The 20,116-nt window shown below is 68.4% G+C and carries 20 protein-coding genes; 11 read left to right on the top strand and 9 right to left on the bottom strand.

The window, feature by feature from the left end; all coding sequences use genetic code 11:
- Nucleotides 1–5 precede the first annotated feature (5 nt).
- The gene (locus H6900_05230; GenBank protein ID MCC0072673.1) at nucleotides 6–1,715 is read left to right on the top strand and encodes an FAD-dependent oxidoreductase; all 1,710 of its coding nucleotides are present in this window, start codon (nucleotides 6–8) and stop codon (nucleotides 1,713–1,715) included.
- Between the two features lie 56 nt (nucleotides 1,716–1,771).
- On the opposite strand, the gene H6900_05225 is transcribed toward H6900_05230, so the two are convergent.
- From H6900_05225 to H6900_05210, 4 genes are all read right to left on the bottom strand, one after another.
- The gene (locus H6900_05225; GenBank protein ID MCC0072672.1) at nucleotides 1,772–4,015 is read right to left on the bottom strand and encodes a xanthine dehydrogenase family protein molybdopterin-binding subunit; all 2,244 of its coding nucleotides are present in this window, start codon (nucleotides 4,013–4,015) and stop codon (nucleotides 1,772–1,774) included.
- Nucleotides 4,015–4,497: a (2Fe-2S)-binding protein gene (locus tag H6900_05220; protein MCC0072671.1), complete on the bottom strand. Its 483-nt coding sequence runs from the start codon at nucleotides 4,495–4,497 to the stop codon at nucleotides 4,015–4,017. The genes H6900_05225 and H6900_05220 overlap by 1 nt, the downstream gene beginning before the upstream one ends.
- Nucleotides 4,494–5,375 carry a xanthine dehydrogenase family protein subunit M gene (locus H6900_05215; protein ID MCC0072670.1) on the bottom strand — a complete coding sequence of 294 codons (882 nt, stop codon included), beginning with the start codon at nucleotides 5,373–5,375 and terminating at the stop codon, nucleotides 4,494–4,496. Before H6900_05215 ends, H6900_05220 begins: the two co-directional genes overlap by 4 nt.
- 80 nt (nucleotides 5,376–5,455) lie before the next feature.
- Complete coding sequence (locus H6900_05210; GenBank protein MCC0072669.1) at nucleotides 5,456–6,406, bottom strand: MBL fold metallo-hydrolase; 951 nt, start codon at nucleotides 6,404–6,406, stop codon at nucleotides 5,456–5,458.
- A gap of 615 nt (nucleotides 6,407–7,021) precedes the next feature.
- Here H6900_05210 and H6900_05205 point away from each other — a divergent pair.
- Nucleotides 7,022–7,822, top strand: coding sequence for a helix-turn-helix domain-containing protein (locus H6900_05205; GenBank protein ID MCC0072668.1), 801 nt, complete (start codon nucleotides 7,022–7,024; stop codon nucleotides 7,820–7,822).
- A 46-nt stretch (nucleotides 7,823–7,868) separates the two neighbouring features.
- Entirely contained in the window at nucleotides 7,869–8,729 is an 861-nt protein-coding gene (locus H6900_05200) for an IclR family transcriptional regulator (protein MCC0072667.1), read from the top strand.
- A 57-nt stretch (nucleotides 8,730–8,786) separates the two neighbouring features.
- On the opposite strand, the gene H6900_05195 is transcribed toward H6900_05200, so the two are convergent.
- From H6900_05195 to H6900_05180, 4 genes are all read right to left on the bottom strand, one after another.
- Entirely contained in the window at nucleotides 8,787–10,124 is a 1,338-nt protein-coding gene (locus H6900_05195; protein ID MCC0072666.1) for a TRAP transporter large permease subunit, read from the bottom strand.
- Entirely contained in the window at nucleotides 10,114–10,689 is a 576-nt protein-coding gene (locus H6900_05190) for a TRAP transporter small permease subunit (protein MCC0072665.1), read from the bottom strand. Before H6900_05190 ends, H6900_05195 begins: the two co-directional genes overlap by 11 nt.
- 68 nt (nucleotides 10,690–10,757) lie before the next feature.
- Nucleotides 10,758–11,786 (bottom strand): TRAP transporter substrate-binding protein, encoded by a 1,029-nt coding sequence (locus tag H6900_05185; protein ID MCC0072664.1) that lies wholly within the window; start codon nucleotides 11,784–11,786, stop codon nucleotides 10,758–10,760.
- Nucleotides 11,787–12,083: 297 nt separating this feature from the next.
- Nucleotides 12,084–12,479 (bottom strand): cupin domain-containing protein, encoded by a 396-nt coding sequence (locus H6900_05180; GenBank protein ID MCC0072663.1) that lies wholly within the window; start codon nucleotides 12,477–12,479, stop codon nucleotides 12,084–12,086.
- 217 nt (nucleotides 12,480–12,696) lie between these two features.
- Between H6900_05180 and H6900_05175 the strand changes: the two genes are divergently transcribed.
- From H6900_05175 to H6900_05155, 5 genes are all read left to right on the top strand, one after another.
- A complete protein-coding gene (locus H6900_05175) occupies nucleotides 12,697–13,071 on the top strand; it encodes a PepSY domain-containing protein (GenBank protein MCC0072662.1) in 375 nt (124 codons plus the stop codon).
- Between the two features lie 85 nt (nucleotides 13,072–13,156).
- The gene (locus H6900_05170) at nucleotides 13,157–13,828 is read left to right on the top strand and encodes a response regulator transcription factor (protein ID MCC0072661.1); all 672 of its coding nucleotides are present in this window, start codon (nucleotides 13,157–13,159) and stop codon (nucleotides 13,826–13,828) included.
- The gene (locus tag H6900_05165; protein MCC0072660.1) at nucleotides 13,825–15,210 is read left to right on the top strand and encodes a HAMP domain-containing histidine kinase; all 1,386 of its coding nucleotides are present in this window, start codon (nucleotides 13,825–13,827) and stop codon (nucleotides 15,208–15,210) included. The genes H6900_05170 and H6900_05165 overlap by 4 nt, the downstream gene beginning before the upstream one ends.
- A gap of 93 nt (nucleotides 15,211–15,303) precedes the next feature.
- Entirely contained in the window at nucleotides 15,304–15,945 is a 642-nt protein-coding gene (locus tag H6900_05160) for a hypothetical protein (GenBank protein ID MCC0072659.1), read from the top strand.
- Nucleotides 15,946–15,952: 7 nt separating this feature from the next.
- Nucleotides 15,953–16,717, top strand: coding sequence for a hypothetical protein (locus tag H6900_05155; protein ID MCC0072658.1), 765 nt, complete (start codon nucleotides 15,953–15,955; stop codon nucleotides 16,715–16,717).
- 21 nt (nucleotides 16,718–16,738) lie between these two features.
- Here the strand turns inward: H6900_05155 and H6900_05150 are convergent, their stop codons facing one another.
- A complete protein-coding gene (locus H6900_05150; GenBank protein ID MCC0072657.1) occupies nucleotides 16,739–17,233 on the bottom strand; it encodes a winged helix-turn-helix transcriptional regulator in 495 nt (164 codons plus the stop codon).
- Nucleotides 17,234–17,279: 46 nt separating this feature from the next.
- Here H6900_05150 and H6900_05145 point away from each other — a divergent pair, with 46 nt between their 5' ends.
- The 3 genes from H6900_05145 to H6900_05135 are packed head-to-tail and all read left to right on the top strand — an operon-like array spanning nucleotide 17,280 to nucleotide 20,114.
- Nucleotides 17,280–18,272 carry an oxidoreductase gene (locus H6900_05145; protein MCC0072656.1) on the top strand — a complete coding sequence of 331 codons (993 nt, stop codon included), beginning with the start codon at nucleotides 17,280–17,282 and terminating at the stop codon, nucleotides 18,270–18,272.
- Nucleotides 18,273–18,291: 19 nt separating this feature from the next.
- Nucleotides 18,292–19,632 (top strand): Rieske 2Fe-2S domain-containing protein, encoded by a 1,341-nt coding sequence (locus H6900_05140; GenBank protein ID MCC0072655.1) that lies wholly within the window; start codon nucleotides 18,292–18,294, stop codon nucleotides 19,630–19,632.
- Nucleotides 19,629–20,114 (top strand): phenylpropionate dioxygenase, encoded by a 486-nt coding sequence (locus H6900_05135; protein ID MCC0072654.1) that lies wholly within the window; start codon nucleotides 19,629–19,631, stop codon nucleotides 20,112–20,114. Before H6900_05140 ends, H6900_05135 begins: the two co-directional genes overlap by 4 nt.
- Nucleotides 20,115–20,116 lie beyond the last annotated feature (2 nt).

Here is a 20,116-nt window from a genome sequence, read left to right as displayed (position 1 = left end):
CAGTCATGAAACGTGAATATGTAGACGTGCTGGTGGTGGGTTCGGGCGCCGGCGGGCTGGCCACGGCGGTCGCCGCGGCGCATCGCGGCCTGACGGTCATCGTGGCCGAAAAGGAACCCGTGTTCGGCGGCACGACCGCGCGCTCTGGGGGCTGGATGTGGATCCCGAACAACGGCCCGGCGGTCCGGGCGGGCATCCAGGACAGCGTGGACAAGGCGCGCACCTATCTGAAGCACGAGACCGGCGAGCACTACGATTCCGCCCGCGTCGAGGCCTTTCTGGAGGCTGGCCCCAGGGCGGTCGATTTCTTCGAGAAGCACACCGCGCTGCAATTCGATCTGGGCCCGACCTTTGCCGATTACCACCCCACCGCCCCAGGCGGGATGGATGCCGGGCGCTCGATCGTCGCCCGACCCTTTGACGGGCGCGAACTGGGCCCCGAGATCAAGCGCCTGCGCCCGCCCCTGCGCGAGATCACCGTGCTGGGCATGATGATCGGCTCGGGCAAGGAGTTGCTGCACTTCTTCAACGTGACGCGCTCTCTGGTGTCGATGGTCTTTGTCACCGGCCTGGTGGCGCGCTTCGCCCGCGACATGCTGTTCCATGGCCGCGCCATGCGGTTGATGAACGGCAACGCGCTGGTGGCACGGCTGGCGCGGTCGGCCTTTGACAAAGGCGTGCCGATCTGGACCTCCTCCCCCGTCCGGTCACTGCTGCGCGACGACCGGGGCGCGGTGACGGGCGCCATCGTCAACCGCCCCGACGGCCCGGTCGAGATCCATACCCGCAAGGGCGTGGTGCTGGCCGCCGGCGGCTTTCCGCAGGACGCCGTCCGCCGCAAGGCGCTGATGCCGCACGCCCCCAGCGGGCACGAGCACGTCAGCCCCGCCCCGCCCGGCAACACCGGCGACGGGCTGAGGCTGGGGGAATCGGCCGGGGGCGTGGTCGATACCTCGTTGCCGCATTCCGCCGCCTGGGTGCCGATCTCGCGCCCGCCCAACGGCGACGGCACGCTGGGCACCTTCCCGCATTTCGTGGACCGCTCGAAACCCGGGGTGATCGCCATCACGCGCTCGGGCCGGCGGTTCGTGAACGAGGCGCAGAGCTATCACGACTTCTGCCAGGCGATGGTCCGGCGCTGCCAGGACGAGGGCGGACCGAACGCCGAGAACGCGGCCTGGTTCGTGGCCGATCACCGGGCCTTCCGGCGCTATGGGCTGGGCTATGCGAAACCCTCGCCCGTGCCCTACAAGCACCTCATCCGGCAGGGCTATCTGATCCGCGGCCGCACCCCGGCCGAACTGGCCACCCGGATCGGCGCCGACCCGCAGGAATTCGAACGCACGATCCGCCGGTTCAACCAGGATGCGGCGCGCGGCGAAGACCCCGAATTCGGCAAGGGCTCGACCGCCTACAACCGCTCGCTGGGCGATCCCGATCACAAACCGAACCCCTGCGTCGCGCCGCTCGACACCGGGCCCTATTACGCGGTCCGCGTTCACGTGGGCGACCTGGGAACCTTCGCCGGGCTCAAGACCAACGAATACGCCGAGGTTCTCGACGATTCGGGCAAGCCGGTCGGCGGTCTCTATTCCGCCGGGAACGACGCCGCCTCGATCATGGGGGGGAACTATCCCGGAGGCGGCATCACCCTGGGGCCGGCGATCACCTTCGGCTATATCGCCGCGCGGCGCATGGCGGGGGCGAACGACTGACCAGCCGGCCCGTGGCGCCCTGTGTGAACCTTTTCAGTCCTGACCAGAGGTGGACGTCAAGGGGTTGCATGGGATTGTGCCCAGAGTTTGTCGGGTTTGATGGGGAGGTTGCGGATCCGGTGTCCGGTTGCGGCGTGGATGGCGTTGGCGATGGCGGGGAGGGGTGGGGTGATGCCGGTTTCGCCGACGCCGCGGACGCCGTAGGGGTGGCCTGGGTTGGGGACCTCGACGATCACGGTGTCGATCATCGGCAGGTCCGAGGCCACCGGCACGCGGTAGTCCAGGAACACCGGGTTCTGCAGCCGGCCGTCGGGCCCGTAGACGTATTCCTCGTTCAGCGCCCAGCCGATGCCCTGCGCGGCGCCGCCCTGATACTGCCCTTCCACATAGGACGGGTGGATCGCGCGGCCCGCGTCCTGCACCACCAGGTAGCGCAGGATCGTCGTGCGGCCGGTCTCGGGGTCGACCTCGACATCCACCACATGCGTGCCGAAGGACGCGCCCACGCCCTCGGGCGTGGCCTCGTGGTGGCCCGAGATCGGACCCCCCGTCTTGCCCATGCTCGCGCCGATCTCGGCGATGGTCATCGGCGCGAACCGGCCCGCGTTCTCGCCCGCCGGATGCGCCGCGCCGTCCGCCCAGCTCACCGCCTCGGGGTCGATGCCCCAGGCCGCGGCCGCGCGCCGGCACATCTCGTCGATCGCCTGGCCCGTCGCCACCACCGCCGCCTTGCCGCTGGCGAAGGTCGCGCGCGAGCCGTGCGTCGGCTCGTTCACCCCCAGCGCGCCGGTCTCCACCACGTTCACGCGCACGTCCTCGTAGGGGATGCCCAGCGTTTCCGCCACCATCAGCCCGATCGACGCCCGCGAGCCGCCGATGTCCGGCGTGCCCACCGACACCTGCGCCGTCCCGTCCTCGCCGATCGCCATCGACACCGAGGTCTCGCCGCCGTGGTTGAACCAGTAGCCGGTGGCGATCCCGCGCCCCTGGTTCGGACCCAGCGGGATCCGCAGGTTCGGATGCGCCCGCGTCGCCTCGAGCACCTCGACCAGGCCGATCGAGGCGAAGGTCGGCCCGTAGCTGGCCTTGTCCCCCTCGCGGACCGCGTTCGTCAGGCGCACCGCCAGCGGGTCCAGGCCCAGCTCGCGCGCCATCTCGTCCAGCAGGCTTTCCACCGCGAACGCCCCCATCGGCGACCCCGGCGCCCGGTAGGCCGCGCATTTCGGACGGTTCGCCAGGACGTCATAGCCCAGGTGCTGGATCGCCGGGATGCGGTAGGGCGCAAAGCAGCAGAACAGCGCCATGTCCACCGGCGCCCCGGGGAACGCCCCGCCCTGCATCCGGAACTCGGCCCGCGCCGCCGTCAGCCGGCCGTCCGCCATCATCCCCAGCGTCACGTCCATCGACGCCGACGCCGTCGGACCCGTCGCCCGCAGCACCTCGGCCCGGCTCATCACCAGCTTCACCGGCCGCCCCCCCGCCTTGCGGCTCAGCGCCAGCGCCAGCGGCTCCATGAAGATCGTCGTCTTGCCCCCGAACCCGCCGCCGATCTCGGACGGCGTCACCCGAAGCTGCGCCGCGTCCAGGCCCAGAACCCCCGCGCACATCTGCCGGATGTACCACTGGCCCTGCGTGCAGACCCACATCTCGCCCTTGCCGTCCGCGCCCAGCTGCGCCACGCAGGCGTGCGGCTCGATATAGCCCTGGTGCGTCGCCTCGGTCGTGTAGCGCGCCGTGCGCACCAGGTCCGCCGACGCCAGACCCGCCGCCACGTCGCCATGGCCGAAGTCGATCACCCGCACCACGTTCGGATGCAGACCCTCGGGCACCGAATGGTCCGCCGCCCCCGCCCGGATCACCGGCGCCCCCTCGGCCATCGCCGCGTCCACATCGGTCACATGCGGCAGCACCTCGTAGGTCACCTCGATCCGCTTCGCCGCGTCCTGCGCCAGCAAGGCCGAGGTCGCCGCAACCGCCGCAACCGCGTGCCCGTCATAGAGCGCCCGCTCGCCCGCGATCGTGTTCTCCTGCAGGTTCCACGTCTCGCCCGTCAGACCCTCGGGAAAGTCGGCCCGCGTCACCACCGCCTTCACCCCCGCCATCGCCAGCGCCTTCGACGCGTCGATGCGCACGATCCGCGCATGCGCGTGCGGCGAGCGCACCACCGCCGCGTGCAGCATGTTCGAGGCCGCGTAATCCGCCCCGTAGCGCGCCCGCCCCGTCACCTTGTCCAGGCCGTCGGGACGGTCCGGGCGGGTGCCGACATACTTGAAGCTGGTCTTCCGCTCGTCCTTCGGCATCACGCGCCCCCCCTGAGGTCCGCCGCCGCGGCCTGAACCGCGCGCACGATCTTGTCATAGCCCGTGCAGCGGCACAGGTTCCCCGCCAGCCAGTAGCGGATCTCGGTCTCGCTGGGGTCCGGGCTCTGCTCCAGCAGCGCCTTCGCCGCCACCAGGATCCCAGGCGTGCAGAAGCCGCATTGCAGCGCCGCGTGTTCGATGAACCGCCGCTGCAACGGGTGCAGCGCGCCGTCCGCCCCCGCCATCCCCTCGATCGTCTCGATGCTGCGGCCCTGCGCCTCGACCCCCAGCACCAGGCAGGACGACACCAGCACCCCGTCCAGACGCACCGAGCACGCCCCGCAATCGCCCGTGCCGCAGCCCTCCTTCGAGCCCGTCAGCCCCAGGTGGTCGCGCAGGCAGTCCAGCAGCGTCTCGCGCGGGTCCGCCAGAAACTCGACCGCGTCGCCGTTGACCGTCGCCGTCACATGGATCTTGCTCATTGCGCGGCTCCTTTCGCGCGGTTTCCTTTCGCGCGGTTGTAGGCGCTCTGGGCGACCCGGCGCGCCAGGACCCCCGCCACATGGGTGCGGAACGCCGCCGTGCCGCGCTTGTCGCTGATCGGTCTCGCCGCCGCCCGCGCCGCCGCCGCCAGCGCCTCGAGCGCCGCCGCGTCCAGCCGGCTGCCGACGATCGCCCGCGCCGCCGCCTCGACCAGAAGAACCGTCGGGGCCACCGCCCCCAGCGCCACCCGCGCCTCGGCGATCGTGTCCCCGTCCAGCCGCAGGTTCACCGCGCAGCCGACAACCGCGATGTCCATCTCCGTGCGCGGAATGAACCGCTGATAGGCGTCCGCCGCCGACGCCCCGCGCGGCGGCAGATGCAGCGCCGCGATCACCTCGCCCCGCGCCAGCGTGGTCCGCCCCGGGCCCGCGGGGATCGACGAAACCGCGACAACCCGCCGACCCGAGGGGCCGACCACCGTCGCCGTCGCACCCGCCGCGATCAGGCCCGGAACCCCGTCCGCCGCCGGAGACCCGTTGCACAGGTTCCCGACCAGCGTCGCCCGGCCCTGAACCTGCGTCGAACCCACCAGCGTCATCCCCTCGACAACACCAGGCCACGACGCCGAAAGCGCCGCATGCGCCCCGAGACGCGCCCCCGACACCGCGCAACCGATCGTCCAGCCCTCGGCCGAGGACCCAACGATATCCCCAGACCCCGCGATCCGCTTCAGGTCGATCACGTCATCCGGACAAACCGAACCCGAACGAAGCTGAACAAGAACATCCGTCCCCCCACCCAGAAAACGCGTCAAACCACTCAAACCAGACGCCAAAACCGACGCTTCCTCAAACGATACCGGACTGTGATAACGCATCGTCCCTCCTCAGAATGTGGCCCCCTTTGGCGTGTTTCGCGTCTGGGGGAGGGTTGCGGGTCGGCCGGTGGGGGCCGGGTTCAGCCTTGCAGGTCGGCCCACATCTGGCGGTCGCGTTCGGCGGTCCAGATGCGGGGGGTGTCGATGCCGCGGGCCTCGTCATAGGCCCGCGCGACGTTGAACGGCAGGCAGTGCTCGTAGATCGCGTAATCCGCGAACTTGGGGTCGCAGGCCGCGCGCACCGCGTCCCACGCGTCCTTCAGCGAGCCGCCGCGCGCCACCACCCGTTCGACCGGCTTGTAGGTCGAGCGCACGAAATCCGCCGTGTTGGCGATCGCCTTGGCGACCATCGCCTCGCCCACCAGCGCGTCGCCCCGGCCCGGCGCGATCGCCCGCGGTTCGAACGCCGCGATGTTGCCCAGCGTCTCTTGCCAGTCGTGGAAATGCCCGTCGCCGCAGTAGCAGGCCGAGTGGTATTCGACGATGTCGCCGGTGAACATCACCTCCTGATCGGGCACCCAGATCACCGCGTCGCCGGCGGTATGCGCCCGGCCCAGCGTCAGGATCTCGACCCGGCGCTTGCCCAGATAGACCGTCATCTGCTCGCTGAACGTGGTCGTCGGGCGGGTCAGGCCGGGGATCTCCTCGTGGCCCTGGAACAGCCGCGGAAACCGGCCGAACTCGCTGTCCCAATCCTCTTGCCCGCGCTCCTCGACCTGCGCCGCGGCGACGTTCGACATGATGATCTCGCGCGCGCCATACGCCGAGGCCCCCAGCACCCGCACCGCGTGGTAATGCGTCAACACAACGTGCGAGATCGGCTTGTCGGTCACCGAACGCACGCAGTCGATCACCTTGCGCGCAAGCCGAGGCGTCGCCTGAGCCTCGACGATCATCACCGACTCGTCGCCGATGATCACGCCCGTGTTCGGGTCCCCCTCGGCCGTGAAGGCGTAAAGACCCTCACCGACCTCGGTGAAACTGATCCTCTTCTCCGTCATGTCGCCTTGCGACGCGAAAGCCTTGCTCATGCGCGTGTCTCCTGAATCGTGATCGCGGCAGGGGTGCCGCGCGGGGCCGGCCGCGCCCGGCGCCCGGATCTGGGTCAGATGTAGGCCGGGGTCGCGGAAAGTCGAGCGGCCGCCCGGCACCGCGATCCCGGGAGCCGCGCGACGGATCGCGCGGTCCGGTCGATACGGGGCGGTTCCGGTTCGGATCGTCCCTATGGTTCACCCCACCACCGCGTCGCACGAGCGGCGCGCGCGGGGTCGATGGGCTGCACGGATGCCCGGGCGGCGTGCCGGCGCGTTTCGACGTCGGCAACGTCGTTTTTCAATGTATAACTATTTTGTTAATGTCAAAGACCGATTGTTGTGATCGCGCGCCCTGGCAGCCCGCGGGGCCCGCCCAAAGCCCCGGTCCGGGGGGCCAATTGCGCGTGCCGCGGACGATAGACGCAGCGGAAAGTGGCGCGCCCGGCCTGGGGCGACCGACAGCGGGGCATGGCGTCCGGGGTATGGGCCACAGGGGCGATCCACGGCAATTGCGAACCCCTAAGCCATTGATGAACGATGATTGGCGATTGTTCGACAGCCGCAAGACGCGATAGGATGCGCGCATGGCCCCGGGGACATCAGGACAGCACTATGGCAGGTGGCGCGCGCGGAATTCAGTCGATCGAGATCAGCGGCCGGATCCTGAAAGCCCTGGTGGCCGCCGCGTCCCCGATGATGCTGAAGGACCTGGCGCAGGCCGCCGACCTGGCCCCCGCGCAATGTCACGCCTATCTGACAAGCTTGCGCCATGTCGGACTGGTGCATCAGGAATCCAACAGCGGGCTCTACAGCATGGGCCCCTTTGCCATGCGACTGGGGATCGGTTGGCTGCGCAGCGCGCCGCTGGCCTCTACCGCGATCCGCGCCACCCGCGCGCTGACGCAGGACATGGGGATCATGTCTCTGATCGCGGTGTGGTGCGAACACGGGCCGGCGATCGTTCACATCAACACGGGCATTGCGCCGCTGGCCCTGAACCTGCGGCAGGGCACGCTGTATTCCGTCACCGGCACCGCCACCGGCCGGGTGTTCGCCGCCTTTGATCCACGCCCAGAGGTCGCGCAGCAGATCGCGGTCAACCTGGGCGCCGATGGCGACAGCCGGGCGCTGGGTTCGCATATGACCCGCGACGGCTTCGAGGCCCAGGTCGCGACCGCCCGGCGCTGCGGTTATGCCACGGCCCGGGGCGCACCGATCCCCGACATCAACGCCGTCTCGGTGCCGGTCCGCGAGCCGGACGGCACCTTTGCCATGGCAATTTCGCTGATCGGGCGGGCTGCGGAATTGTCGGTCGAGGACGGCTCGCCCGGGGTCCGCGCCTTGCTGGACACTGCCGCCGCCATCACCCGCGCCGTATCGATAGAGAGCGGCGCGCAGGCCCGCGCGGGGTAAGCCGCCCCCCCCTCATGCGACCGCCCACCGACCGCCCGGAGCCCCCATGCCCCCCTCATCCCGAAAAGCCGCCAGCGACAAGCCCAGGCCCGAAGCCCGAACCGAAGCCCGACCCGAGGCGCGCGGCGTGCAATCCATCGAGCTGGGCGCGCGCCTGCTCAAGGCCCTGGTGGACGAGGGCGAGGCCACCATGTTGAAGGATCTGGCCCGGATCGCCGGGTTCGCGCCGGCCCAGGCGCACGCCTATCTGGTCAGCTACCGCAAGATCGGACTGGTCGAACAGGACCCGACGACGGGGCGGTATCTTCTGGGCCGGTTCGCGATGGACGTGGGCATCACCCGGATGCAGACCAACGACCCGATGCGGCTGGCGCGGGACGCGGCGCTGGCGCTGTCCGAGGAAACCGGCCTGATCGTGGCGCTGGTGGTCTGGGGCTCGTTCGGGCCGACGGTCGTGCTGGTGCAGGAAAGTGGCAGCCAGATCAACATGAACACACGCCCCGGCACGGTCTATTCGATGTCCGGCACCGCCAGCGGGCGGCTGTTCTCGGCCTTTCTGCCGCCGATGGTCGCCAAGGAAGCGATCCGCGCCGAGCGGCGCGAGAATGGCCAGACGGGGCGCGTCGGCACGCATCGTTTCCTGTCCAAGGCCGAGTTGGAGACGATCCGCCAGGACGGCTATGCCACGATCGAAAACCCGCCCGTGCCCGGGGTGAACGCGATCGCGGCGCCGGTGTTCGACCATGCCGGACAATTGTCGATGGCGCTGACCATCATCGGCGAAGATCGGGTGATGGCGGAAAAGGCGCAGTCCGAATTCCTGCCGGCCCTGCTGGCGACCGCCCGCACCCTGTCCGAGGATCTGGGCTACTCGGGCCTGCGCGAGGTCGTCGCGGTCGGGGACTGACCCCGGCGGGACCCGGACGATCCGTCACGGCCCGGCAAGGTTGGGCGCGGGGGGCGCCTAACGGAATGCGGCCGGCAGCGACAGAACGAGCTGCGGCAGCATCACCACCAGGATCAGCGCGACGATCTGGATCAGCACGAAGGGGATGATGCCGCGATAGATCGTGCTGATCGGGATCGAGCTGTCCACGCCGCGCAGGTAGAACAGCGCGTAGCCAAAGGGCGGCGTCAGGAAACTGGTTTGCAAATTGACCGCCAGGGCGATCGCGAACCACAGCGTGATGTCGCTGGCGGGCAGGCCAAAATCCAGATGGGCGACAATCGGCGCGACGATCGGGATGACGACCAGGGTGATCTCGACCCAATCCAGGAAGAACCCCAGGATGAAGATCAGCCCCATGATCGCGCCCAGCGTCAGGTAGGGGCTGGCGTCCTCGAAGGTAAAGAGATCGGCCACCATCGTGTCACCGCCCAGGCGGCGGAATACCAGGCTGAACACCGTCGCCCCGAACATGACGAAGGCGATCATCGCCGTGGTCTTTGTCGTTTCGTGCACCGACCGGCGCAGCGTCTCGAACGACAGCTTGCCCGAGACCGCCGCCAGCAGCGTCGCCCCCAGCGCCCCGATGGCCGCGGATTCCGTCGGCGTCGCCACGCCGGCGATGATCGTGCCCAGCACCGACAGGATCAGCAGCATCGGCGCCACCAGATCGCGCAGCAGCGTCAGCAGGCTGCGCATCAGCGGCACCGGCGTCGGGCGGGCGGGGGGCGGCATCCGGTGCGGCGCCATGATCGCCACCACGACGATATAGGCGAAGTAGAGCCCGGCCAGGATCAGCCCGGGCCAGATCGCGCCGACGAACAGGTCCCCGATCGGCACGCGCAACTGGTCGCCCAGAATGATCAGCATGATCGACGGCGGGATCAGGATCCCCAGCGTCCCCGAGGCCGCGACGATCCCGGTGGCCAGCCGCATGTCGTAACCCGCGCTTTTCATCGCCGGCAGCGACATCATGCCCATCAGCACGACCGAGGCACCGATGATCCCGGTCGAGGCCGCCATGACCACGCCGATGATCGCCACGGCAAAGGCATAGCCCCCCGGCAACCGACCGGCCAGCGCGGCAAGCGAGCGCATCAGACGCTCGGCGATGCCCGAACTCTCCAGCATCAGCCCCATGAAGACGAACAGCGGGATCGCCGCCAGCAGCCAGTTGGCCAGCGTCCCCGAATAGATGCGCTGCACCCCCATCGACAGGAAGATCATCGGCACGTCGGCCAGCACCGCGAAACCGATGCCGACACCGGCCAGCACGAAGGCCACCGGGTAGCCGCTGAACAACAGCGCGACCAGCGCCAGCAGCATCAGGATCGGCCAGAAGAAATCAGCGAGCATCGTCGCCCTCCGCGCGCCCTTTGGCGGGCCGGAACAGGCCCAGCGCGGTTTCGATCGCGTGCAGCACCGCGCCGGCGCCCAGCAGGAAGAACGATGCCGGCAGCGCCCCCTTGATAAGCCAGTGGGCGGTCAGACCACCCTGGTTCGACCCCTCGCCCGTGCTCCAGGCGACGGCGGCGAACCGGGCGCCATACCAGACGACCAGCACACAAAGCGGCAGCAACAGGAACAGGTCGCCGAACAGCGCCACCCAGGCGCGGGTGCGCGGGCGCATGTTGGCGGCCAGGAAATCGACGGTGACGTGGCGATCCTCGAAAAAGGTCCAGACACCGCCGAAAAGGACGATCAGCGCAAAGGCATACCACTGGAAATCGACCAGACTGTTGACCGTCAGGGCAGAGCCCAGGATCGGCACGCGCCCGTTCCAGTCGATCAGGGTGGACCAACCCATATGCGCCGCGACAACCGCCAGGATGATGCTCAGCACCAAAGGCACGATCAGCCAGGACAGCACCTTGCCCGGCAGGCACAGCACCCTGCGGCCGAGGGATTGCTTGGGTTGCATCGTCTCGCCCTCCGATGCGGCGTGGCACGGCGGCGGGCGCGATCACGCCCGCCGACAGAGCGGCCCGCTCAGTTGCGCGGGATCGCCTGCAGGGTCGACCACTCGCCCACGGTCGCCATGTAGCTGCGCAGCGATTGCAGCGCCTCGGCGAACAGCGGGTCGTTCTGCGCCTGCTCGTCCAGCACCGCGTCCGCGTTCTCGCGCAGGGCGGCCAGCACGGCATCGGGGAAGCGGCGGATCTCGGTTCCGGCGGCCCGGATTTCGGCGATCGCGGCGGCCTGCGAATTGATCTGGTCGGCCAGGTTGTAGGTGATGTTGGCGCGGCAGGCGTCCAGCATGATCTGCTGGGTCTGCTCACCCATCGCGTTCCACACATCGTTGTTGACGATGATCGAATCCCACGACGAGGGCTGGTGCCAGCCGGGGAAGTAGTAATACCGCGACACCCGCTGGAACCCCATCCCGACATCGAGCGACGGCGCCGAGAATTCGGCCGCGTCGATCCGGCCGGTTTCCAGGCTCAGGTAGATTTCGCCTGCGGGAACGGTCTGGGTGTTGGCCCCCATGCGGGCCAGCGTCAGACCGCCAAGCCCGGCGATGCGCATGTTCAGACCGTTGAAATCCTCGGGCGTGTTGATCTCGCGGTTGAACCAGCCGCCGCCTTCGGAAATGACCAGATGGCACGGCAGGAAATGCACGTTGAAGGGATCATAGGCGCGTTGGATGATCTCCATCCCGCCGCCGTAGAACATCCACCCCAGCGTGGTGTCGGGGTCGGGACCAAAGGGCATCGAGCCGACGATGTTGGCGACCGGGATCTGCTGCGCCCAATAGCCGCTCCAGTCAAAGCCCATATCCAGCGCGCCGGAACTGACGGCGCCGAACACCTCGAACCCGGGGACGAAATCGCCTGCGCCGTGGACCTCGATCTGGACCTCGCCGCCGGTCATTTCATTGACCAGCGCGGCAAAATGCTGCGGGCTGGGCCCGATGGACGGAACGGTCAGGCCAAAGGTGCTTTGCAACGTATAGGTGCCGGCCGAGGCCATGCTGGTCGACAGCAGCAGCGCGGCGGCGGCCGTGGAAAACTTGGTCATGCTGGATCTCCTCCCTCTCCGCGGGCAGCGGAAACAGGTTCTGACGTGCCGCTGGCAGCGCCCCGTTGCCCAAAGAAAGGTTAGCGATTAGCGAATTCGATAGCAATGGTATAATTATACCGCCTCAGGGTTTTGACAGGATATCGAGACCGGAATACCCCCGGCCAGCCGCCCCGGGGGCAACGGAAACCTGAACGCGATCATCGGCTTGATGTGGCCATGCCGCCACAAACCCGGAACCGCGCGCCGGGATCGTCGCCTCGTTCGGCAGGGGGCCGCCCCCGGGGTGCGCCGGCGTCAGGCGCTGTAGTCCGCGTCGGTCACCTTCTCCATCCAGGTGACGCTGACACCGTCGATCGCCTCGTGGATGGCATAATGGCTCATGGCGGTATCGGCGCTGGCGCCGTGCCAGTGCTTTTCCCCGGCCGGGAACCAGACCACGTCGCCGGCGCTGACCTCTTCGATCGGGCCGCCCTCGCGCTGCACCCGGCCGCGACCAAAGGTGATGAGCAGCGACTGTCCGGCCGGGTGGCTGTGCCAGGCCGTGCGCGCGCCCGGTTCGAAGGTGACATGCGCCCCGGCGACCCGGCCGGGGGCCTCGGCCTGGAACACGGGATCGATGCGTACGCGGCCGGTGAACCAGGCCTCGGGGGCCTCGGCGGACGGGTTCGTTCCTGCTCGGGTGATCTTCATGGTGCGTCTCCTTTGGGGATTTGACGGTCCCTGTATAGGGCGCCCTGCCCCGCCTGGACCAGAGACCGTTTCGACCCTGAGGGAGGGGGGCCAAGGCGACGACATGGCGGGACCCCGGGCTTCTTACGAAAGCGTAAGGGCGCGGACAGGCGATCCACGGCCCGCCCCCCCATGTGTGGATGGCAGGCGATTGGCCCTGCTGACGAAAGGAAAACCGATGCTTCGCAAAACCGTGATCCTCGTTCCGGCGGCGCTACTGGGGGTGCTGCCCCTGGCGGCCGCCGCCGAACGTCTCGGTCCTGCCGAACTGGCCCTGTTCCAGGGCGCCACGCTGAGCGCGCAACAGGCCGGCAATGCCGCACTTCAGACCCATGCCGGCGCGCTGGCTTCGATCGTGTTCGGCGACGAGGACGGCCGCGCCGCCTATGAGGCGGTGGTGGTCGGCACCGACGGGCAGCCCTGGACCGTCAAGATCGACGCCGCGACCGGCGAGGTCTTCGTCTCGGCGTTGAGTTCGGATATGCAGGACCATGCGGACAACGCGCAGGCCCTGGACGACCACGGCGCGGACGGCGAAACCGACGACGACTGATCGCGGCGGCACGCCCCGCCCCGCGCCGACCAAGAACCCGGCCGCGCCGCGCGGCCGGGTCGATGAACGGGAAAGATGACGGCAGATGAAGATCCTGATCGCCGAAGACGATACCGAAACGGCCGCCTATGTGGTCAAGGGCCTGACCGGCGAGGGGCACGTCGCCGATCACCTGACCGACGGCAAGGACGCCCTGTCCCAGGCCATGAGCGGCGACTACGACCTTCTGATCCTGGACCGGATGATGCCGGGGCTGGACGGTCTGTCGGTGCTGAAATCCCTGCGCGCGGCAAAGATCGAAACACCGGTTATCCTGCTGACGGCGATGGGCGCGGTTGACGACCGGGTGGCGGGATTGCGCGGCGGCGCCGACGACTATGTCGTCAAGCCTTTCGCCTTTGTCGAACTGCTGGCCCGCATCGACACGATCCTGCGCCGCCCCGCGCTGCGCGACGAGGTGCTGGAACTGGTGATCGGCGACTTGCGGCTGGATCTGCTGAAACGCGAAGTGACCCGCGACGGCCACCGGATCGACCTGCAACCGCGCGAATTCCTGCTGCTGAAGCATTTCATGGAACGCCCCGGCCGGGTTCAGACCCGCACGGTGCTGCTGGAATCGGTCTGGGGCCTGCATTTCGACCCCAAGACCAGCGTGGTCGAGACCCATATCAGCCGGTTGCGCAACAAGATCGACAAACCTTTCGACAAGGCGCATCTGGTTACGTTGCACGGCGTCGGCTACGTTTTGCAGCCATGAAGCAGCCCCTGTCCTGGTCGATGCGCTTCGCGCTGGCGCTGGCGGCGGTGTTCGTCATCGGCACGCTGTGCGCGGGTGGGCTGTCGTATGTCTTTCTGTCCAAGGAGATGACGCTGCGCCTGGCAGCCGATGTGCGCACCAGCGCCGAAAGCCTGGCGCGGATCGCCGAAAGCGGCGGCCGTCGCGACCTGATCGAACAGGTCGTGGCCGAGGCGCGCGCCAACAGCGACGGCTCCAGCCTGTTCGCCTTCATCGACGCCCGCACGGGCGAGACGATCGGCGCGCAGCGGCTGTCCACGCCGTTCGAAGGCCCCCGCCGCCTGATCGCCGGGCGGGACATTCCCCGGCCGGCGAATGCGGGGCCGGACGCGTCGGACGCCTATCAGGCCTTTGGCATCCGCACCCCGCTGGGCTGGGTCATCGCCGCCCGCGACGAGGCCTGGGTCGCGGAAAGCGGTGAAATCCTGGCGCAGACGACCGCCTGGTCGCTGGCCTTTGCCTCGTTGCTGTCCTTTGGCCTGGCGCTGGCCATCGCGCGGCGCACCGAACAGCGCATCGAACGCATGAAGCACGCCCTGCGGGCCGTCGGGCAGGGGCAATGGAACCGGCGCATCGCCGACACCGGCAGCGACGATCTGGCCGAATTGTCCGCAAGCGTGGACCACATGCTGGACCGGCTGGAAGCGGGGGTCGATTCGATCCGGCGCGTTTCGACCGACGTGGCGCACGACCTGCGCGCGCCGCTCGCGCGCCTGCGGATGCGGCTTGAACCCCAGGTGCTGTCCGGTGACCTGCCGGCCCACGCCCGCCACGAGATCGGCTCGGCGCTGGTCGATATCGACGCGATCTCGACCAGTTTCGACGCGATCCTGCGGCTGGCGCGGTTGCAGTCGGGAACCGTGGAACGCCGCCGCGATCCGGTGGACCTGACGGCGCTAGCGCATTCGGTGCAGGATTTCCTTGCCCCGTCGGCTGAGGAAGCCGGGCACGCGCTGCGCATCGAATGCCCGCCGACGCCGGTTCTGGTCATCGGCGACGAAGACCTGCTGACGCAGGCGCTGACCAATCTGGTTGCCAACGCGGTGGGCCACTGCGCCGCGCCCGTCGCGATCACCATCGGGGTGGCGCTGCGGAACGGCGCGCCCGTCCTGTCGGTCAGCGACACCGGCCCCGGCATCCCCGAGGCTGACCGCCAGCGCGTCCTGGACCGGTTCGTGCGCCTGGATGCCAGCCGCACCGTGCCCGGCACCGGGCTGGGCCTGAGCCTGGTCGCGGCCATCGCCGCGCTGCACGGCGCGCGGCTGTCCTTGGACGACAACGCCCCGGGGCTGGTGGTTTCGATGCGTTTTCCGGGCCCGGCCAGCGATCTTACGAAAGCGTAAGAAGCGCGTCATAGGATCCGCCGTTGCGGCTGTCATCACCGACCGCACGGGCACCCGACCGGGGCCCGACGCGATGATGACAGGACCCTTTCCATGACTTCCACCCTCCACAATCTTCTGCTGTCGGCGGCCTTGATCGCCGTCCCGGCCGGCGGTTTCGCGCTGGCCCGGATGACCCTCGAGCCGGCGCCGCAAGCCACCGCCAGCGCACCGCCAGCGCAAGGGCTCGGCGACCTGTCGGCCTACAGGACCATCGTGCACGATACGCAAGCCATCGTGCGCCGCGGCGATCTGAGCGCGGCCGAGAATCGGATCACCGATCTGGAAACACTGTGGGACCAGAACGCCGGCGCCCTGAGGCCGGCCGATCCCGGCGCCTGGGGCGCGATCGACAGCGCCGCGGACGGCGTGTTTTCGGCGCTGCGCGCGCAAGCCCCCGACCGCGCCCGCGTCGAGGCCGCGCTGGCAAGCCTGGCCGCAACGCTGGATGCGCCGGCGCAGGCCGCCGCCGCGGGGCCGGTTCGCCTGGTCTCGGGCGTCGCCGTGACGGACGAGACCGGCCATGCGCTGCCCTGTGAGGCGATGATCGGGCAGCTTCGTGATGCGATCGGCACCACCACGCCCAGCCCCCAGGTCGCCGACCTGCTGAGGCGCGCGCTGGAACGCTGCAACGCCGACGATGACACCCATGCCGACGCGCTGTCCGCGCAGGCCATCGCTCAGATCCGAGGATGAAACGACCATGACCGACGCCACCTTTTCGCACACCGATCCCGCCGCCGCCGCCGTCAACCGCGTTCCGCAGGCGACCCCCGGGTTCTGGCTGATCAAGCTGACCGCCGTGACCATGGGCGAAACCGCCGCCGATTTCCTGGCGGTGAACCTGGGGCTGGGGCTGGGCGCGACCACGGTCCTGATGACCGCCGTCCTGGCCGCCGCGATGGTCTGGCAGTTCCGGCAGCGGGCCTATGTCCCGCTCGCCTATTGGACGGCCGTCGTGCTGATCTCGGTGGTCGGCACGCTGATCACCGACAACATGACCGACGCCCTGGGCATTCCGCTGCTCTATTCGACCATCGGCTTCACCCTGGCGCTGGCCGCGACCTTTGCGCTGTGGTTCGCGTCCGAGCGCACGCTGTCGATCCACGAGGTCTTCACCTTTCGGCGCGAGGCTTTCTACTGGCTGGCGATCCTGTTCACCTTTGCCCTGGGCACCGCGGTCGGCGACCTGATATCCGAGGCCTTCGGCGTCGGCTTCGCCGGCACCGGCACGCTGTTCGGGTTGATCATCGCCTCGCTGGCGCTGGGCTATTTCGCGCTGGGACTCGATGCGATGTGGGCCTTCTGGCTGTGCTACATCTTCACCCGCCCGCTTGGCGCGTCGATCGGTGACTTCCTGTCGCAACCGGCCGAATTCGGCGGGATGGGGCTGGGCACCACCGTGACCAGCCTGGTGTTCCTGGCGATCATCGGCGCAACCGTCGTCACGATGAGCCGCAGGGCCTGACCGGCGCCGGCCTGGCGGCGCTTACAGGTCGTCCGACCGCAGGATGTTGTCGGGCTGCGCCGCCAGGAACGTGACCAGCAGGCTTTTCAGCGCGCGGCTTTGTTCGGGCGTCAGCGCGGTCATCATCTGCGCTTCGTTGACCTTGGCCTGATGCGCCAGGTCCTGCACCAGCGCGCGGCCTTCGGGCGTCAGGTAGACCCGCACCCGGCGCCGGTCGCGCGGGTCGTTGCGGCGTTCCAGAAGGCCGCGTTCCTCCATCCGTTCGACGACGCGCGTCATCGCGGATTGTTCGCTCAGCGCCTGCGCCGCCAGCCGGGTGACCATCAACCCGTCGCAATCGTGCAGACAGGCCAGAACCCGCCATTCCGGCACCCGCAAACCATGCGCGCGGACCTGCGCGTGAAACCCGGCCGAGGCCGTCGTGCTGGCCATCGCCAACAGAAAGGGCAGGTAGTCGGACAGAAAGCGCGACGGGCTCTCGTCGGACTGGGGTTCGCCGCTTTCATGAAAAATCATATTTCGAAGTCCAAAATATTTGTTGACGGAGAATATATGATATTTCATGCTTTCGGTGAGCAACAGGGAGAATCGCCTCGTGACCCAGCTGACTCTCACGGTAATCGCGGTGCGTCAGGCCGCCGAGCGGGTGCGCGAGATCGTTCTGGCCGCGGCCGATGGCGGGGTTTTGCCGGCCTTTGCGGCCGGGGCCCATATCGCGGTGTCTCTGCCCGGCCGGGCAGAGACCCGGGAGTATTCCCTGATCGACTTTGACGGCCCCAAAGCCGCGCCCCGCGCCTATTGCCTGGGCGTGCTGCTGGACCCCGAGAGCCGGGGCGGGTCGCGCTACATGCATGATCTGGCGACGGGCGACACGGTGCTGGCCAGCGCGCCCCGGAACGACTTTGCGCTGCACGAGGGGCCGGAACCCGCGCTGCTGATCGCAGGCGGGATCGGCGTGACGCCGTTGATCACCATGGCGGGACATCTGAAATCCGCGGGCCGGCCCTATGCGCTGCTTTACGCCGGGCGCACCGACCGGGCGATGGCCTTTGCCGACCGCCTCGCCGATACGCACGGTCCCGCCCTGCGCCTGCACCACGACGACCAGGCCGGCGGCCCCCTGGACCTGCATGCGGCGCTGACCGACGCCGGGCCCGGCACCCATCTCTACGTCTGCGGGCCGCGCCCGATGATCGAGGCCGCGCGCGAGATCGCAGCCGCCGCCGGCCTGCCCCACGCCCGCGTGCATTTCGAGCTGTTCGAGGCCGCCGCGCCGCAGGCCGGCGACCAACCCTTCGAGGTCGAGCTGGCCTCGACCGGGCAGATCTTCACGATCCCGCCCGGCCGCTCGATCATCGCGGTGCTGGAAGAGGCCGGCGTGGACCTGATGTATGACTGCCAGCGCGGCGATTGCGGCATCTGCCAGACCGCCGTTCTGGAGGGGGTTCCCGATCATCGCGACGTGGTGCTGACCGACGCCGAGCGCGCCGCCGGCAAGCTGATGCACATCTGCGTAAGCCGGGCGAAATCGCCCAGGCTCAAGCTCGATCTGTAACCAAGGCGGAGGACATACGATGCGCTATCCCGAAACCCGAGAGGCGATGGCCGCTCTTGTGCAACCCCGCCAGGTGCACCGCGATCTCTACATCAACCCGCAGGTCTACGCGCTCGAGGTGAAGCACCTCTTTTCGAACACCTGGTTGTTCGTCGGGCACGAAAGCCAGGTTCCGAACAAGGGCGACTATTACACGACGCAACTGGCCGACCAGCCGGTCATCATGGTGCGCCACAGCGACGACCAGGTTCATGTGCTCTACAACCGTTGCCCGCACAAGGGCACCAAGATCGTCATCGACCGCAGCGGCAACACCGGCAAGTTCTTTCGCTGCCCCTATCACGCCTGGTCGTTCAAGACCGATGGCTGCCTGCTGGCGATCCCGCTGAAAAAGGGCTACGACGGCACCGGCCTGGACCAGAGCGAAGCGGCCCACGGCATGACGGCGGTCGGCGCGGTGCACAATTACCGCGGCTTCGTCTTTGCCCGCATGGCGCCCCAAGGCATAGACTTCGAAACCTATTTCGGCGGCTCGCTGTCGTCCTTCGACAACATGATCGACCGCTCGCCCGCGGGCCGGCTGGTCGTCGCCGGTGCCCCGCTGCGCTATCTGCACAAATGCAACTGGAAAATGCTGGTCGAGAACCAGACCGACACCTGCCACCCGATGGTCGCGCACGAATCCAGCGCCGGCACGGCGGTGAAGATCTGGGAAAGCATGGAAAAACCCGCGGGAATGAAGACGCCCCCGGCGATGGAGATCGTCGCGCCCTTCGTCTCGCCCTACGAGTTTTTCGAAAACATGGGCATCCGCACATGGCCGAATGGACACGGCCACACGGGGGTGCATCATTCGATCCATTCGGACTATTCCGAAATCCCGGGTTACCTGGAGCAGATGACCGCCGCCTATGGCGAGGACCGCGCCCGCGCGATCCTGGGCGAGAACCGTCACAACACGGTCTTTTTCCCGACGATCATGATCAAGGGCCCGATCCAGCAATTGCGGAACTTCATCCCGCTGGCCGCCGACCGCACGCTGGTCGAAAGCTGGATCTACCGCCTGGTTGACGCCCCCGAGGACCTGGTCGCGCGCACGGCGATGTATAACCGGATGATCAACGCGCCCACCTCGATGGTGGGGCACGACGATCTGGAAATGTACGAGCGTGCGCAGGAAGGCTTGCAGGTGCAGGCCGCCGAATGGGTGAACGTGCAGCGCCTGTATGAGGACGGCGAGGATTTCACCCAGGAGGCGGTGCTGAACGGCACCACCGAACGCCAGATGCGCAACCAGTTCCATGCCTGGGTCAAGTTCATGACCGCCACCCTGCCCAGCGAAGCCGAGGCCACCCAATGACCCCCGCCATCACCCGCGACGATCTGATCGACTTTGTTCATGCCGAAGCCCGGATGCTGGACGAGGGCCGCTTCGACGACTGGCTGGCGCTGTGGATGGCCGACGGCATGTATTGGATGCCGCTGGACTGGAACCAGCAGGACCCGATCGGCGAAACCTCGCTGCTGTGGGAGGACCAGTTCATGCTGCGCCTGCGCATCGAGCGTCTGAACGGCGCGCGCACCTTCAGCCAGAAGCCGAAAAGCCGCTGCCTGCATGTGTTGAACCGCCCGGATTGCGATCTCATCGACAACGCGGCCGGTCGCTACACCGTGGTGACCCGCATGACCTATGTCGAAACCCGGCTGGACGACCAGTTCCTGCTGGCGATCACCGCCCGACACGATCTGCGCTGGCACGACGGGGCGCTGAAGATCGCCCAAAAGCGCGTGGACCTTCTCAATTGCGACGCCGCCTTCGGCAATATCCAGTTGCTTCCCTGACC

The sequence above is a fragment of the Rhodobacter sp. genome (assembly GCA_020637515.1).
Classification (GTDB): Bacteria; Pseudomonadota; Alphaproteobacteria; order Rhodobacterales; family Rhodobacteraceae; genus Pararhodobacter.
This window is presented reverse-complemented; position numbering and strand designations above follow the sequence as displayed.

Excerpts from the sequence above, each read along its gene's own strand:
- H6900_05185 (MCC0072664.1), bottom strand. The coding sequence starts at position 11,786 with ATGACCAAGTTTTCCACGGCCGCCGCCGCGCTGCTGCTGTCGACCAGC.
- H6900_05150 (MCC0072657.1), bottom strand. The coding sequence starts at position 17,233 with ATGATTTTTCATGAAAGCGGCGAACCCCAGTCCGACGAGAGCCCGTCG.
- H6900_05165 (MCC0072660.1), top strand. The coding sequence starts at position 13,825 with ATGAAGCAGCCCCTGTCCTGGTCGATGCGCTTCGCGCTGGCGCTGGCG.
- H6900_05190 (MCC0072665.1), bottom strand. The coding sequence starts at position 10,689 with ATGCAACCCAAGCAATCCCTCGGCCGCAGGGTGCTGTGCCTGCCGGGC.
- H6900_05135 (MCC0072654.1), top strand. The coding sequence starts at position 19,629 with ATGACCCCCGCCATCACCCGCGACGATCTGATCGACTTTGTTCATGCC.
- H6900_05175 (MCC0072662.1), top strand. The coding sequence starts at position 12,697 with ATGCTTCGCAAAACCGTGATCCTCGTTCCGGCGGCGCTACTGGGGGTG.
- H6900_05230 (MCC0072673.1), top strand. The coding sequence starts at position 6 with ATGAAACGTGAATATGTAGACGTGCTGGTGGTGGGTTCGGGCGCCGGC.
- H6900_05205 (MCC0072668.1), top strand. The coding sequence starts at position 7,022 with ATGGCAGGTGGCGCGCGCGGAATTCAGTCGATCGAGATCAGCGGCCGG.
- H6900_05210 (MCC0072669.1), bottom strand. The coding sequence starts at position 6,406 with ATGAGCAAGGCTTTCGCGTCGCAAGGCGACATGACGGAGAAGAGGATC.
- H6900_05170 (MCC0072661.1), top strand. The coding sequence starts at position 13,157 with ATGAAGATCCTGATCGCCGAAGACGATACCGAAACGGCCGCCTATGTG.
- H6900_05145 (MCC0072656.1), top strand. The coding sequence starts at position 17,280 with ATGCTTTCGGTGAGCAACAGGGAGAATCGCCTCGTGACCCAGCTGACT.
- H6900_05220 (MCC0072671.1), bottom strand. The coding sequence starts at position 4,497 with ATGAGCAAGATCCATGTGACGGCGACGGTCAACGGCGACGCGGTCGAG.
- H6900_05225 (MCC0072672.1), bottom strand. The coding sequence starts at position 4,015 with ATGCCGAAGGACGAGCGGAAGACCAGCTTCAAGTATGTCGGCACCCGC.
- H6900_05180 (MCC0072663.1), bottom strand. The coding sequence starts at position 12,479 with ATGAAGATCACCCGAGCAGGAACGAACCCGTCCGCCGAGGCCCCCGAG.
- H6900_05155 (MCC0072658.1), top strand. The coding sequence starts at position 15,953 with ATGACCGACGCCACCTTTTCGCACACCGATCCCGCCGCCGCCGCCGTC.
- H6900_05215 (MCC0072670.1), bottom strand. The coding sequence starts at position 5,375 with ATGCGTTATCACAGTCCGGTATCGTTTGAGGAAGCGTCGGTTTTGGCG.
- H6900_05200 (MCC0072667.1), top strand. The coding sequence starts at position 7,869 with ATGCCCCCCTCATCCCGAAAAGCCGCCAGCGACAAGCCCAGGCCCGAA.
- H6900_05195 (MCC0072666.1), bottom strand. The coding sequence starts at position 10,124 with ATGCTCGCTGATTTCTTCTGGCCGATCCTGATGCTGCTGGCGCTGGTC.
- H6900_05140 (MCC0072655.1), top strand. The coding sequence starts at position 18,292 with ATGCGCTATCCCGAAACCCGAGAGGCGATGGCCGCTCTTGTGCAACCC.
- H6900_05160 (MCC0072659.1), top strand. The coding sequence starts at position 15,304 with ATGACTTCCACCCTCCACAATCTTCTGCTGTCGGCGGCCTTGATCGCC.